Origin of the sequence: Amycolatopsis sp. WQ 127309 (assembly GCF_023023025.1) — a bacterium.
GTDB lineage: Bacteria > Actinomycetota > Actinomycetes > Mycobacteriales > Pseudonocardiaceae > Amycolatopsis.
Map to the genome: position 1 here is coordinate 3,204,743 of NZ_CP095481.1, position 14,211 is coordinate 3,218,953.

Sequence of the window (14,211 nt, forward strand, 5' to 3'; positions counted from 1 at the left end):
ACAGTCAATTGCTAAGCGGCGGCAGCACTGTTGCCGCATGACGCGGGTGCGTGCCTCCAGGGCATGGGTGATCAACGGTGCTCTGATCGTGCTACTGGCCGGGGCGGGATTCGGGATATACCAAGCCTTTACCCCGGCTTCGAACACGGCTCAGGCCCAGACCCGCAGCACGCAGGTGCGCCGGGCGACGGTCTCCGAGACGATTTCCGCCGCCGGGACGCTCGCCAGCAGCTACACGGGCGCGGCGAACTTCACGACGGCCGGCAAGGTGACGTCGATCGACGTCAAGGTCGGCGACGTCGTGAGCGCCGGCCAGAAGCTCGCGACCGTCGACAGCACGCAGGCGGCGAAGCAGCTTCAGGTCGCGAAGGCGAATCGCTCGGTGGCGCAAGACAGTCTCGACAGCGCCGAAACCGCCGAGGACACCCCGGCGACGAGCCAGAACAGCCAGAACAGCCAGAACAGCGCCCAGGCCGCCGCGAACAGCGTCACCTCGGCGCAGGCGAAGCTCGACCAGGCCGAGCTGGACGTCCAGACCGCGCAGACCGCGCTGGACAACACCTCGCTCTACGCGCCCGGCGCGGGCACCGTCACCGCCGTCAACGGCACGGTCGGGCAGCAGTCCTCGAGCGGCGGCTCGGCGAGCAGCTCGCAGACCTCGACCAGCGGTCAAGGCGGCCAGGGCTCGTCGAACTCCAGCTCGGCGGCGTCGTCCAGCAGCTCCAGCAGCACCGGGTTCATCACCATCACGAACATGAGCGGCCTGGTCGTGACCACCTCGGTCGCCGAGATCGACGTCAGCAAGGTGAAGGCGGGCCAGAAGGCCACGGTGACGCTCAACGCGCTGCCGGACAAGCCGATCCAGGCCACCGTCTCCAGCATCAACCTGACCCCGACGACCAGCGGCAGCGTGGTCTCCTACGGCGCGCAGCTCGCGCTCACCAGCCCGCCGGACGGGCTGCGGCCCGGGCAGTCGGCCAGCGTCGTGATCACCGTCGCCGAGGCGCAGAACGCGCTGAGCGTGCCGGCCGCGGCCGTGACGACCGCCGGCAACACCAACATCGTCACCGTGCAGGAGAACGGCCGGAACGTCGCGCGCCAGGTGCAGATCGGCATCCGCGGCGAGTCGACCGTGCAGATCACGTCCGGGCTGACCGAGGGCGAGAACGTCGTGCTCACCGCGACGGCCGCGACCGGCGCCGGTGGCACCGGCCGCACCGGGGGAACGGGTGGCACCGGCGGGTTCCCGGGCGGCGGGACGGGCGGCGTGCCCGGCGGGGGCCAGCGCGGCACGGGCGCCGGCGGCGGCTTCGGCGGACGCGGATGAACCCGGTGATCGCGGTCTCCGGACTGCGCAAGACCTACGGCGCGGGGGACACCGCGGTGCACGCCCTGCGCGGCGTCGAGCTCACCGTGTGGCCCGGCGAGTACGTCGCGATCATGGGCGCGTCCGGCTCGGGCAAGTCGACGCTGCTGAACATGCTGGGCTGCCTCGACGTCCCGACGTCCGGCCAGTACCTGCTGGACGGCTTCGGCGTCGGCAAGCTCAACGAACGCCAGCTCGCCTTGCTGCGCAACCGGAAGATCGGTTTCATCTTCCAGTCGTTCAACCTCGTGCCCCGGACGTCGGCTTTGTCCAATGTGGAGCTTCCACTTGTCTACAGTGGACTTCGCCGGTCGGAACGCCGACGCCGCGCGCTCGCGGCGCTCGACATGGTCGGGCTGTCCGACCGGGCCAAGCACCTGCCGAGCGAGCTGTCCGGCGGCCAGATCCAGCGCGTCGCCGTGGCGCGGGCGCTGGTCACCGGGCCGGCGATGCTGCTCGCCGACGAGCCGACCGGCAACCTGGACCGCCGCAGCACCGAGGACGTCCTCGGCGTGTTCGACCGGCTCAACCGGCTCGGCCGCACCATCGTCGTGATCACGCACGAGGACGAGGTCGCCGCGCACGCGCGCCGGGTCGTCCGGGTCGACGACGGGTTGATCGTCGCGGATGACGTCACCCGCGCTTCCGGTGTCGTGGGGGCCGCGTCGTGAACCTCTTCGAAGTCCTGCGCTTCGCCGTGCGCGGGCTCACGGCGAACAAGCTGCGCTCCTCGCTCACCACGCTCGGCATCACCATCGGCGTCGCCGCGGTGATCCTGCTCGTCGCGGTCGGCAACGGCGCCTCGGCGGCCATCGCGGCGAGCATCCAGGGCCTCGGCACCAACGTCGTCAACGTCTCCCCGGCGCGCGGCGGCGGGCAGGGCGCCTCGGCCCGGCCGCTGACCGTGCAGGACGCGCACGCGCTGGTCGACCCGATCGGCGCGCCCGACGTCAAGGCCGCGTCGCCGGTCGTGAACACGACGGCCACCGCGACCTACGGGCAGACGTCGTACGACATCTCGACCGTCGCGGGCACCGAGCCCGCGTACTTCACCACCACCAACCGCGACATCGCCGACGGCGCGCTGTTCACCAGCGAGGACGTCACGGCCGCGCGCAAGGTCGTCGTGCTCGGCCCGACAACGGCGGAGTCGATCTTCGGCAGCGGTACCGACGCGGTCGGCCAGAACGTGCTGCTCAACAGCATCCAGTTCACCGTGGTCGGGGTGCTGCAGGCCAAGGGCAGCACGGGGCTGCAGAACGCCGACGACGTCGCGATCGCGCCGATCTCGGCCGTGCAGAACTCGCTGGCCGGGTACGGCAGCCTCAGCCAGATCGCCGTCCAGGCCACCAGCGCGGACTCCGTCACGCTGGCGCAGTCCGAGATCACCGCGATCCTCAACGCGCGCCACGGCATCCGGCTCGGCGGCACCGCCGACTACCAGATCCAGAACTCCGAGCAGCTGCTCGCGACGCGGACGTCGGCGACCGAGACGTTCACCGTGCTGCTGGCGGCCGTCGCGGCGATCTCGCTGCTCGTCGGCGGCATCGGCGTCACGAACATCATGCTCGTCACGGTCACCGAGCGGATCCGCGAGATCGGCATCCGCAAGGCCATCGGCGCCCCGCGCGCGGCCATCCTCGGCCAGTTCCTCGCCGAAGCGACCATGCTCAGCCTGTTCGGCGGGCTGCTCGGCGTCGCGATCGGGCTGATCGGCAGCCGGTTCACCATCTCCGGGATCAAGCCGGTCGTGGTGCCCTCGTCGATCCTGCTCGCCTTCGCGGTATCCGCCCTGATCGGGCTGTTCTTCGGCAGTTTCCCGGCGAACCGGGCCGCCAAGCTGCGGCCGATCGACGCCCTGCGTCACGAATAAGGAGTCACCGATGTCTTCCACGACGACCCCGCCGCCCGGCCCGGGGGACGAGCCGACGGCGGTGCTCCCGGCCGTCGAACCGGCGGCACCCGCCGAGCCGACGGCGGAGCAGATCGTCGCCAGCCCGGCGGTCGAGGGTGACCTGAACGCCGAGATGCGCCGCGCGGCCAAGCCGTTCTCCCGCGCCACGATGGTGCTGGCCGGGCTGGTGGTGCTCGCGGCCGTGTTCGCCGGCGGCGCCTGGACGCACGCCGCGTTCGGCTCGGGCTCGGGCTCGTCGGGCGCGCCGGCCGGGCGTCAGGGCGGCGGCTTCGGCGGTACGCAGGCGGGCGGCACGCAGGGTGGTACTCAAGGCGGCACCCAGGCGGGGACCGGCACGGGCCAGCAGGGCGGCGGCTTCCGCGGCGCCGGCGGGCGCGGCACCACGGGCACGGTCGACCACGTCGACGGCACCACCGTCTACGTGAAGACCGCGCAGGGCACCGACGTCAAGGTGTCCACATCGGACTCGACGACGGTCGGCGTGACCCAGCCGGGCAAGCTCGCCGACCTCAAGCCGGGCTCGACGGTGACCGTCCAGGGCCAGGCCGGCGACGACGGCACGGTCGCCGCGCAGGCGATCACCCAGCAGGCCGCACGCTAGTTGAGCGCCACGATGGCGGTGTTGAGCGCGGTCGCGAAGAGGATCCAGGCGAGGTAGGGCACCTGCAACGCGGCCGCGAGCTTCGACCGGCGGGCGAACAGGACGATCGTCACGAGCACGACGACGTCCAGCACCAGGATGTCGAGCAGGGCGAGCACCGCGGCGCCGCCCTCGAAGAACAGCGGCGGCCAGAGCAGGTTGACCAGCAGGCCGATGCCGTACGCGGCGAACCCGCGGTTCTCGCCGTCGGTGCGCCAGTAGCACCAGCCGGACAGCGCGATCGTGACGTACAGCACCGTCCACACCGGACCGAACAGCGACACCGGCGGCGCCCACGACGGCAGGTCGAAGCGCTCGTAGATCTCCTTCGACGACGTCGCGGCCAGGGCGCCGACCGCCGCGACCACGGCGACGACGCCGAGGAAGCAGGCCAGCACCAGCCACGGGTTGCGCTGGGGCGCACGTTCGGTCACCGGTTGTTCCCCTCCCGGGCGGCGTGCGGCCATCTTAGGGCCGTGACGCTCGCGCGCACCCCGAGTTGCAGGTGACGGGGGTCGGCGGCCCGGAGCCCGGGTTTGCGAGACTGGGGAGGTGAGCACTGGAACCGAGCAGTCCAAGGCATGGTTCGACCGCGCGAAGGCGGCCATCCCGGGCGGGGTGAACTCGCCGGTCCGGGCGTTCAACTCGGTCGGCGGCACCCCGCGGTTCATGGTCCGCGGCGAGGGCCCGCACCTGTGGGACGCCGACGGGAACCGCTATGTCGACTTGGTGTCGTCCTGGGGCCCGATGATCCTGGGGCACGCGCACCCGGCGGTCGTCGAGGCGGCGCGCGAGGCGGCGACGTCCGGGCTGTCGTTCGGCACGCCGACCATCGGCGAGGTGGAGCTGGCCGAGGAGATCATCGGCCGGGTCGAGCCCGTCGAGCGGGTCCGGCTGGTCAACTCGGGCACCGAGGCCACGATGAGCGCGATCCGGCTGGCCCGCGGGTTCACCGGCCGCGCGAAGATCGTCAAGTTCGCCGGCTGTTACCACGGCCACGTCGACGCGCTGCTCGCCCAGGCGGGCTCCGGCGTCGCGACGCTCGGGCTGCCGACGTCGCCGGGCGTCACCGGCGCCCAGGCCGCTGACACGATCGTGCTGCCCTACAACGACCTCGACGCCGTCCGGCAGTCCTTTGTGGACAATCCGGACACGATCGCCGCGGTGATCACCGAGGCCGCGGCGGGCAACATGGGCGCCGTCGCGCCGGACGAGGGCTTCAACGCGGGCCTGCTGGAGATCGCCCACGAGCACGGCGCGCTGCTGGTCATGGACGAGGTGATGACCGGGTTCCGCGTCTCGCGCGCGGGCTGGTTCGGCCTCGAAGGCGTGGCCGGCGACCTGTACACGTTCGGCAAGGTGATGTCCGGCGGCCTGCCGGCGGCGGCGTTCGGCGGCCGCGCCGACATCATGGCCAAGCTCGCCCCGGGCGGGCCGGTCTACCAGGCCGGGACGCTGTCCGGGAACCCCGTCGCGGTGGCCACCGGCCTCGCGACGCTGCGCGCGGCCGACCAGGCCGTGTACGCGGCGCTCGACGCCAACGCGAAGCGCCTCGGCAACCTCTTCCGCCTCGCGCTGAGCGAAGCCGGCGTCGCGAACAGCGTCCAGTACGCAGGCAACCTGGTGAGCGTGTTCTTCGGCGAGCCGGCGGTCCGCGACTACGCGGGCGCGCAGGCGTCCGAGACCTGGCGCTTCCCGCCGTTCTTCCACGCGCTGCTCGACGGCGGCGTGTACGCGCCCCCGAGCGCGTACGAGGCCTGGTTCGTCAACGCGGCCATGGACGACGAAGCGTTCTCGGTGATCGAAGCGGCGCTGCCCGCGGCGGCGCAGGCGGCGGCCGGAGCGGTCCGGTGACCACCGTCGTCCACATGCTCCGCCACGGCGAAGTCCACAACCCCGAGAAGATCCTCTACGGCCGGCTGCCCGGCTACCGGCTCTCCGAGCGCGGCCAGCGTCAGGCGCTGACCGTCGCCGAGGCCGTCGCGGGCCACGACCTCGTGCACGTCGTCGCGTCGCCGCTGCAGCGGGCGCAGGAAACGGCGGCGCCGATCGCGGCCGCGCACCGCCTCGACATCGCGACCGACGCGGAGCTGATCGAGGCCGGCAACCAGTTCGAGGGCCTGCACGTCGCGGTCGGTGACGGCGCGCTGCGGGAACCGAAGCACTGGTCGAAGCTGACCAACCCGTTCAAGCCGTCGTGGGGCGAGCCGTACCTGGAGATCGCGCACCGGATGCTCGGCGCCGTCCACCGCGCGCGCGACGCGGCGGAGGGCCACGAGGCGCTGTGTGTCTCGCACCAGCTGCCGATCTGGACGCTCCGGCGGTTCCTCGAGGGCAAGAAGCTGTGGCACGACCCGCGCCGTCGCCAGTGCTCGCTGGCCTCGCTGACCAGCCTGGTCTTCGACGGCGACGAGCTGCGCGAGATCGTCTACAGCGAGCCTGCGGGATCCACCGACCCGAAGGTGACCGGGGCATGAAACGGCTCCTCGTCACGCTGGCCGCGCTGGGCCTGATCGCGGGGTGCAGCGCGGGCAAGGACGCGGTCGTCCAGGGGAGCAGCTTCACGTTCGTCTCCCCGGGCGGCCAGGTCGACATCACCTACGACGTCGACCGGCGCCAGACCGCGCCCGTCCTTTCCGGCGACGACCTGATGAACGAGGGCAAGCAGCTGTCGCTGGCGGACTTCCCCGGCAAGGTCGTCGTGCTCAACCTCTGGGGCCAGTGGTGCGGGCCGTGCCGCACGGAGGCGCCCGAGATGGAGAGCCTCGCGAAGCAGGCGCCGGAGGTGCAGGTCGTCGGCATCGACGTCCGCGACCCGGCGCGTGACGCCGCACAGGACTTCGTCCGCGACCGCGGGCTGACGTACCCGTCGATCTACGACCCGGACGGCCGGGTGCTGCTCAAGCTGAGCGGCTACCCGCGCAACATCATCCCGTCGACGATCGTGCTGGACGAGCAGCACCGCGTGGCGGCGGTGTTCCTGCGCCCGGTGCTGGCCCAGGACCTGCTACCGGTCACCCAGCGGCTGGCGGCGGAACACACCTGATTCAGCCCAGGCTGAAACCCCTCCACCGACGGCGCGGTTCCCGGTACGTTCCCGGTGATCGTTTTGTCCGAACCCAGGGGGGTTTCTCATGATGAAGAAGTTGGCGGCCGTGGCGTTCCTCGCCTTCGCCGTGACCACGACCGTGTCGGCGCCCGCCTCGGCGGCACCCGCTGCTGCGACGGCACCGGCCGTTTCGGCGGCACCGGTCACGGTCCAGGGATTCACGCTGCTCAAGCAGACGAGCGGCAACGGCCGGACGCTCCGCCTGTGGCAGAACACCGGCAACGGCCTGGTGCACGGCAACCTGTCGGGCGCCCAGTACGGCGACCAGCTGTACATCGGCAACTGCTGCTACCCGTACGTCACGTACGAGACGGTGACCAGCACCGGCCAGTACGAGCTGAACACCCAGGAGTACGGCAACTACGGCCCCCGCATCGGCGGCGTCCTCGCCGACGGCGGCCAGCTCTACCTCTGACCCGCGAGACCCGCGAGACCCGCGAGACCCGCGAGACCCGCGAGACCCGTGAAAGCCGTGAAGGCCTCCTTACCGGCCGTAAGAGCCGCGAAGGAGGCCTTCACGGCTTTTCGGCGCGGCCGACCCGGGCGGCCAGGCCGTCGATGACCACGGACAGGCCCGTCGCGAAGGCCGTGTCCCGCAGCGAGCGGGGCACGGCCGTGCGGCGGGCCTGTTCTTCGACCGTGAAGCCGTTCACGTAGCTCGTCACGACGTCCGCGCACGCCTCGCGCTCCGGTGAAGCCATCCCGGCGGCGGCGAGCGTGGTCAGCAGGTGCCCCAGGAACTCCCGCGCGGCCGGCCCGGGGACGCTCATCGTCGCGATGACCCGGGCGCCGTCCGGGTGGGCGAGCATCGTCTCGCGGTGGGCGTTCGCGAACGCCGTCACGCGCTCCCGCCACGTTCCCGACGCGCTCAGCCCGCGGGACGCCACCGCCAGCATGTGCTCCGCGACCGCGTCCAGCAGCGCCTGCTTGTTCGCGTAGTGCCAATAGAGCGCGCCGACGCGCACGCCGAGGCGGTCGGCGAGCTTGCGGGTGGTCAGCTCGTCCAGCCCGGTCTCGTCGAGCAATTCGATCGCGGCGTCCAGCACCACCGCCTGGTTCAGAGGCATCGGGACAAGTTCACCACGCCTGGCGCACTTGAGCGTTGTTCAGGTAACTTGAGCAGTGTTCAATAAACCGGGGAGGAACCATGAGAGTCGCCGTGATCGGAGCCGGGCTCGGGGGCCTGTGCCTGGCCCAGGGCCTGCGGAAAGCCGGGATCGACGTCGAGGTGTTCGAACGTGACCCGGGGGTCCGCGCCCGCTTCCAGGGCTACCGGATCGGCCTAGCCGACGCCGGCCGCGAAGCCCTGCTCGCCTGCCTGCCCGACCGGCTGCACCCGCTGCTGGACGCCGTCACGGGCGACCTTCACGGCCGCCGCGTCTTCCACGACAGCCGGCTCCGGCAGCTGCGCGAGCTCGAGCCGATGACCGCGATCGCCGTCGACCGGCACGTGCTGCGCCACCTCCTGCTCGACGGCCTCGACGTCCGCTTCGGCAAGCGGTTCACCGGCTACCGGGGCACCCGGGCCGGGTTCGCGGACGGCACCCACGTCGACGCCGACCTGATCGTCGGGGCCGACGGCATCACCTCCGCGGTCCGCGCCCAGCTCGCGCCGGACCTCCGGCCGAGCGACACCGGCGTCCGGTGCGTCGTCGGCCGCACCACGCTGACGTCGGAGTTCGCGTCGCTCGTCCCCGGCTTCGGCACCGGCGTCAGCGACGGCGCGGTGCAGCTCATGCTCGGCTTGATGCGCTTCCGCCGTCCGCCGCGCGAAGCCGGCCTCGAGTTCGGCGTCGAGCTGCCCGGCACACCCGACTACGTCCGCTGGGTGCTGCTGCCGGCGCCGGACGTCCCGGCGAAGGCCGTCGAGGGCTGGCACCCGCGGGTCCGCGCGCTGGTCGAGGCGGCCGACCCGGCCCACTCGGCGGCGCTGTCGATCCGGGTCGTCCGGCCGGAACGGCGGTGGGCGCCCGGCCGCGTCACGCTCCTCGGCGACGCGATCCACGCGACGTCGCCCAGCGGTGGCAACGGCGCCAACACGGCGCTGTACGACGCGCGGCTGCTGCGGGACCTGCTCGTCGAGAAGGCGGTCCCCGAAGCCGTCGAGGAGTACGAGACGCAGATGCTCGCCTACGGCGCCCAGGCCGTCGAGCACAGTGTCGCCGTGCTTGACCAGTTTCTCCCGGAACGGGCGGGACCAAGGTCCTGAACTGCTGTGAGGTAGGTCCTGTGAACCGGCCCCGGAGTTCTCACCGGGACCTCACTGCCTACCCTCAATCCCGTGAACTCCGTTACCGAGCTGGCGATCTCCGGACCGCTGCTGCTCGCCGCGGGCGTCGCGCTGCTGGCCGGAACGATCTCCTTCGCCTCGCCGTGCGTGGTGCCGCTGGTGCCGGGGTACCTCGCGTACCTCGCCGCGCTCGTCGGCGCGGACGCGCCCGCGGTCCGCGCCGGCGAGGAGCGCAAGCAGGGCCGCTGGGCCGTCCTGGGCGCCGCGCTGCTGTTCGTGCTCGGGTTCACCGTCGTGTTCGTCGCCACCCTGGGCACGCTGGTCTGGCTGGCCGACACGCTCACCCTCAACCAGGACCTGCTGCAGCGCATCGGCGGCGTCCTCACCATCGCGATGGCGCTGGTGTTCCTCGGCTGGATCCCCGGCCTGCAGCGCGAGTTCCGCTCGCACCGCGTGCCCGGCGGCGGCATCTGGGGCGCGCCGGTGCTCGGCGCCGTCTTCGGCCTCGGCTGGACGCCGTGCATCGGCCCGACGCTGTCCGCCGTCACGACGCTGGCCAGCGCGACCGGCGGCGCCGAGGCCCGCGGCTACCTGCTGATCGCCGTCTACTGCCTCGGCCTCGGGCTGCCGTTCCTGCTCATCGCGCTCGGCGCCCGCTGGGCCGTGCGCGCCACCGACTGGCTGCGCCGCCACGGCCGTCAGGTGCAGGTTTTCGGCGGCGCGCTGCTGATGATCGTCGGCATCCTGCTGGTCACCGGCGTCTGGGGAGATCTGATGGGCTTCCTCCGCAACGAACTGGCCGGCGACTTGAGGCTGCCGCTGTGACGACCACGGAAGCGCCGCCCGCGGCCCCGCGAGGGCCCACGCCCGCCAAGCGCACCTTCGCCTTCGTGCGCAACACCTGGCGCGGCCTGACGTCGATGCGCACCGCGCTCGTCCTGCTGTTCCTGCTGGCGCTGGCCGCGCTGCCCGGCGCGCTCCTGCCGCAGCGGAAGCTCAACGCGCCCAAGGTCGACGAGTACATCAGCGCGCACGGCTGGTGGGGCACGCTGCTCGACAAGCTCGAGTTCTACGACGTCTACTCCAGCATCTGGTTCTCGGCGATCTACCTGCTGCTGATGATCTCGCTGATCGGCTGCCTGACGCCGCGCAGCTTCGAGTACGTCAAGGCGATGCGCGCCAAGCCGGTGCTGACCCCGCGCAACCTGGCGCGGATGCCGCACTACCGGCTCGGCCGCGGCAAGCAGGACGTCGCCGCCGAGCTGGCCGCCGTCCACAAGCAGCTGTCCGGCTGGCGGCGCGTCGAGCGCGAAGAGGCCGGCGGCGTCCGCACGATCTCCGCCGAACGCGGGTTCCTGCGCGAGACCGGCAACCTGGTCTTCCACTTCAGCATGCTGGGCCTGATCGTGTTCTTCGCGCTGGGCAAGCTGTACGGCTACGAAGGCCAGGTCATCGTCCAGGCCGACGGCAGCACGTTCTGCAACTCCGGCATCTACAACTACGACTCCTTCAACGCGGGCCTGCGCGTCGACGGCACCGACCTCGACCCGTTCTGCGTGAAGATCGACGACTTCACCGCGCGCTACACCGACGCCGGCGAGCCGGAGTACTACCACTCGAACATCGAGTACCAGTCCGGCGCCGACCTCGACACGAACACCTGGCGCCCGTACGGCCTCGAGGTCAACTCGCCGCTGCGCACCGTCGGCGACCGCGTCTACCTGCTCGGCCAGGGCTACTCGCCGAAGTTCACGGTGACCTTCCCGGACGGCACCCAGCGCACCCAGAACACGCAGTGGCGCACGGTCGACCCGACCACGATGCTCGCCGAGGGCGCGACGAAGTTCGACCAGCCCGGCGTCACCGACGAGGTGCAGCGGCGGACCCGCCAGCTGGCCATCACCGGCCTGTTCGCGCCGACGTCGTTCCTGCACGGCAACGTCCTGACGTCGTCGGCGCCGCAGCTGACCGACCCCGCCGTCGCCGTCGACATCCTGCGCGGCGACCTCGGGCTGGACGCCGGGCGCGGCCAGTCGGTGTTCGAGGTCGACCAGTCGATGGTCGACGACGGGCGGCTGAAGAAGATCGCCCGCGAGAACATGAAGGTCGGCCAGGAGATCAAGCTCGACGACGGCACGAAGGTCCGCTTCGACGGCGTCGGCCGCTGGGTCTCGCTCCAGGTCTCCCACGACCCGACGCAGGGTTTCGTGCTCGGGTTCGCCATCTCGATGTTCCTCGGCCTCGGCGCGTCCTTGCTGGTCAAGCGGCGTCGGCTGTGGGTCCGGGTGAAGCCGGGGACCGAGAGCGAGCCGAGTACGGTGATCGAGGTCGCCGGGCTGGCCCGCACGGATCAGGCCGGGTACGGCGAAGAGTTCCACCGGATCAGCGAACGCCTGATCAGTGGTCAGAAGGGCTGAGGCATGCCGATCAACGAGACGCTGTCGCAGTACAGCGACTGGCTGTACACCACCGCCGCGGCGATCTACGTCGTCGCGCTGATGTTCTCCCTGATCGAGCAGGGCTTCGGCGCCAAGGGCCGGCTCGCCACCGAGCGGGCCAAGCTGCGGGCGCGTGAGCTCGTCGGGGCCGGCGGACCGCCGATCGAGCAGATCCAGGCCGAGCAGCGCCCGGTCGGGCGACCCGAGCGGATCGGCCGGATGGGCGCGGCGCTGCTGGTGCTCGGCGCGCTGCTGCAGCTGTCGGCGATCGTGCTGCGCGGGCTCGCCGTGCACCGCGCGCCGTGGGGCAACATGTACGAGTACGGCATGGCGGTCACCTTCATCACGGTGGTCACCTGGCTGATCGTGATGTGGAAGTTCCCGGTCCGGCACCTCACCGGCTTCCTGCTGCTGCCCGTCGTGATCCTGATGTTCATCAACGGCACGCTGCTGTACACGATCGCGGCGCCGGTGCAGCCCGCGCTGCAGTCGTACTGGCTGGCCATCCACGTCTCGGCGGCCATCATCGGCTCCGGCGTGTTCCTGGTGCCGGGCGTGGCGAGCGTGCTGTTCCTGTTCCGCGCGGCCTACGACAAGGACAACACCAAGTTCGCGCGCTTCGCTTCGAAGCTGCCCGCGGCCGACGTCCTCGACCGGATCGCCTACCGGACGACGATCTTCGCGTTCCCGGTCTTCACCTTCGGCGTGCTCTGCGGCGCCGTCTGGGCCGAGTCGGCCTGGGGCCGGTTCTGGGGCTGGGACCCCAAGGAGACCGTCGCGTTCATCGCGTGGGTCGTCTACGCGGCCTACCTGCACTCACGCGCGACGGCCGGCTGGCGCGGCGCCCGGGCGGCGGCCATCAACATCGTCGGGTTCGCCGCGATCATCTTCAACCTGTTCTTCGTGAACCTCGTCACCGCGGGCTTGCACTCCTACGCCGGGGTGGGCTGAGCAACCTGCGGGTACGCCGACTACCGTCGTCATCGGGGAGAGCTTCAGGGGTAGTGATGTCGGGCGGAGTGCGCGGAGGTTTACACCGGTGACCGGACCCAGCGAAGAATCGGCTCCTGGCCACGCCGAACCGGCCGCTGCCCCGCAGCAGCCGGAGGCGCCGGGAAGCCTGTTCGCCGACGACCGGACGGACTCGCATCCGCACCCGGAGACGTCAGGCGCGTTCGACGTGCAGCCGACGCAGGCCGTCGCGCCGCCGCCGAACCCGGCCGCGTCCGGGCCGCACCAGGTGCCGAACCCGGCCGTCTCGGGCCCGCACCAGGTGCCCCAGAGCCCGCCGACGCAGTACGGCTACGACCAGAACCTCCCGCCGCTGCAGCCGCAGTACGGCGACCCCGCGCAGCAGTACCAGGCGCAGGCCCAGTACCCGCAGCAGCAGCCCCAGCAGCAGCCGTCCGGCCTGCCGCAGCCCCAGGGCGGGCGGCACGCCGCGCCGCAGCCGCAGGGCGGCCACGGCCACGACCTGTCCACGGCGCACCTGGTCAAGCAGGTCAAGCGGCCGCCGCAGTCGGGCTGGCGCAAGGCCGTTTACGTCGGCACCGGGAAGCTCGTCAACCCGGGGGAGAGCCCGGCCGACACCCAGCGCCGTGACCTCATCGCGCGGGTCAACCAGCCGCTGCGCGGGTGCTACAAGATCGCGATGCTGTCGCTGAAGGGCGGCGTCGGCAAGACCACGGTCACGACGACGCTGGGCGCGACGTTCGCTTCGCTGCGCGGCGACCGCGTGGTCGCGGTGGACGCCAACCCGGACCGCGGCACGCTCTCGCAGAAGATCCCGCTGGAGACCACGGCGACGGTCCGCCACCTGCTGCGCGACGCGGCCCGCATCACGCGCTACAGCGACGTCCGGTCCTACACGTCCCAGGGCGCCAGCCGGCTGGAGATCCTCGCCAGCGAGCAGGACCCGGCCGTCTCCGAGGCGTTCTCCGAGGACGACTACCGGCGCACGGTCAACCTGCTGGAGCACTTCTACAACATCGTGCTCACCGACTGCGGCACCGGCTTGATGCACTCGGCGATGAAGGGCGTCCTGGACGTCGCGGACGCGCTGGTCGTCGTCTCGTCGGGCTCGGTCGACGGCGCCCGCAGCGCCTCGGCGACGTTGGACTGGCTCGAGGCCCACGGCTACGGCGAGCTGGTGAAACGCTCGGTCGCGGTGATCAACTCGGTGCGTCCCAAGGGCGGCTCGGTCGACCTCGACAAGCTGTCGGCCCACTTCGGCGCCAAGGTCCGCGCGGTCTGCCAGGTCCCGTTCGACCCGCACCTCGAGGAGGGCGCGGAGATCGAGCTGGACCGCCTGGGCGGCGACACCCGGCTGGCCCTGCTGGACCTGGCGGCCACAGTCGCCGACGGCTTCGCAACCCCGCTTTCACAGCAGTACCGCTAGCTGCAACTCGCGTGACCACCGCCGTAACCGGCGTGACCAGACCCGCAACTCGCGTGACCAGGCCCGTAACTGCCGTGATTGAGGCCGTAACTCGCGAGTCACGGCCCGAATCACG

General features: G+C 71.6%; 15 protein-coding genes. 13 read left to right on the forward strand and 2 right to left on the reverse strand.

Annotation, left to right across the window (positions count from 1 at the left end):
* Positions 1 to 37 precede the first annotated feature (37 nt).
* From MUY22_RS14930 to MUY22_RS14945, 4 genes are read left to right on the forward strand one after another with little or no spacing between them, the layout of a single operon-like run.
* On the forward strand, positions 38 to 1,327 hold the full coding sequence (locus MUY22_RS14930; RefSeq protein ID WP_247060298.1) for an efflux RND transporter periplasmic adaptor subunit: 1,290 nt from the start codon (positions 38 to 40) through the stop codon (positions 1,325 to 1,327).
* On the forward strand, positions 1,324 to 2,037 hold the full coding sequence (locus tag MUY22_RS14935; protein ID WP_247060300.1) for an ABC transporter ATP-binding protein: 714 nt from the start codon (positions 1,324 to 1,326) through the stop codon (positions 2,035 to 2,037). The genes MUY22_RS14930 and MUY22_RS14935 overlap by 4 nt, the downstream gene beginning before the upstream one ends.
* The gene (locus tag MUY22_RS14940) at positions 2,034 to 3,239 is read left to right on the forward strand and encodes an ABC transporter permease (RefSeq protein ID WP_247060301.1); all 1,206 of its coding nucleotides are present in this window, start codon (positions 2,034 to 2,036) and stop codon (positions 3,237 to 3,239) included. Before MUY22_RS14935 ends, MUY22_RS14940 begins: the two co-directional genes overlap by 4 nt.
* Before the next feature lie 10 nt (positions 3,240 to 3,249).
* Complete coding sequence (locus MUY22_RS14945) at positions 3,250 to 3,882, forward strand: hypothetical protein (RefSeq protein WP_247060302.1); 633 nt, start codon at positions 3,250 to 3,252, stop codon at positions 3,880 to 3,882.
* Here the strand turns inward: MUY22_RS14945 and MUY22_RS14950 are convergent.
* Positions 3,879 to 4,355 carry a TspO/MBR family protein gene (locus tag MUY22_RS14950; protein ID WP_247060303.1) on the reverse strand — a complete coding sequence of 159 codons (477 nt, stop codon included), beginning with the start codon at positions 4,353 to 4,355 and terminating at the stop codon, positions 3,879 to 3,881. The genes MUY22_RS14945 and MUY22_RS14950 overlap by 4 nt on opposite strands.
* 118 nt (positions 4,356 to 4,473) lie before the next feature.
* Here MUY22_RS14950 and hemL point away from each other — a divergent pair, with 118 nt between their 5' ends.
* The 4 genes from hemL to MUY22_RS14970 all read left to right on the forward strand — a co-directional run bounded on the left by hemL (position 4,474) and on the right by MUY22_RS14970 (position 7,445).
* Entirely contained in the window at positions 4,474 to 5,775 is a 1,302-nt protein-coding gene (hemL, locus tag MUY22_RS14955; RefSeq protein WP_247060304.1) for a glutamate-1-semialdehyde 2,1-aminomutase, read from the forward strand.
* On the forward strand, positions 5,772 to 6,398 hold the full coding sequence (locus tag MUY22_RS14960) for a histidine phosphatase family protein (protein WP_247060305.1): 627 nt from the start codon (positions 5,772 to 5,774) through the stop codon (positions 6,396 to 6,398). Before hemL ends, MUY22_RS14960 begins: the two co-directional genes overlap by 4 nt.
* Positions 6,395 to 6,967, forward strand: a complete 573-nt coding sequence (locus MUY22_RS14965; RefSeq protein ID WP_247060306.1) for a TlpA disulfide reductase family protein — start codon at positions 6,395 to 6,397, stop codon at positions 6,965 to 6,967. Before MUY22_RS14960 ends, MUY22_RS14965 begins: the two co-directional genes overlap by 4 nt.
* Positions 6,968 to 7,055: 88 nt before the next feature.
* Positions 7,056 to 7,445 (forward strand): hypothetical protein, encoded by a 390-nt coding sequence (locus MUY22_RS14970; RefSeq protein ID WP_247060307.1) that lies wholly within the window; start codon positions 7,056 to 7,058, stop codon positions 7,443 to 7,445.
* A gap of 100 nt (positions 7,446 to 7,545) precedes the next feature.
* On the opposite strand, the gene MUY22_RS14975 is transcribed toward MUY22_RS14970, so the two are convergent.
* Positions 7,546 to 8,097, reverse strand: a complete 552-nt coding sequence (locus MUY22_RS14975; protein ID WP_247060308.1) for a TetR/AcrR family transcriptional regulator C-terminal domain-containing protein — start codon at positions 8,095 to 8,097, stop codon at positions 7,546 to 7,548.
* 80 nt (positions 8,098 to 8,177) lie between these two features.
* Between MUY22_RS14975 and MUY22_RS14980 the strand changes: the two genes are divergently transcribed.
* The 5 genes from MUY22_RS14980 to MUY22_RS15000 all read left to right on the forward strand — a co-directional run bounded on the left by MUY22_RS14980 (position 8,178) and on the right by MUY22_RS15000 (position 14,096).
* Positions 8,178 to 9,239, forward strand: a complete 1,062-nt coding sequence (locus MUY22_RS14980; RefSeq protein ID WP_247060309.1) for an NAD(P)/FAD-dependent oxidoreductase — start codon at positions 8,178 to 8,180, stop codon at positions 9,237 to 9,239.
* Positions 9,240 to 9,311: 72 nt separating this feature from the next.
* Entirely contained in the window at positions 9,312 to 10,085 is a 774-nt protein-coding gene (locus MUY22_RS14985) for a cytochrome c biogenesis CcdA family protein (protein ID WP_247060311.1), read from the forward strand.
* On the forward strand, positions 10,082 to 11,677 hold the full coding sequence (locus tag MUY22_RS14990) for a cytochrome c biogenesis protein ResB (RefSeq protein WP_247060313.1): 1,596 nt from the start codon (positions 10,082 to 10,084) through the stop codon (positions 11,675 to 11,677). The genes MUY22_RS14985 and MUY22_RS14990 overlap by 4 nt, the downstream gene beginning before the upstream one ends.
* A 3-nt stretch (positions 11,678 to 11,680) precedes the next feature.
* Entirely contained in the window at positions 11,681 to 12,649 is a 969-nt protein-coding gene (gene ccsB / locus MUY22_RS14995) for a c-type cytochrome biogenesis protein CcsB (protein ID WP_247060314.1), read from the forward strand.
* An 88-nt stretch (positions 12,650 to 12,737) separates the two neighbouring features.
* Positions 12,738 to 14,096, forward strand: a complete 1,359-nt coding sequence (locus MUY22_RS15000; RefSeq protein WP_247060315.1) for a MinD/ParA family protein — start codon at positions 12,738 to 12,740, stop codon at positions 14,094 to 14,096.
* Positions 14,097 to 14,211: the final 115 nt, after the last annotated feature.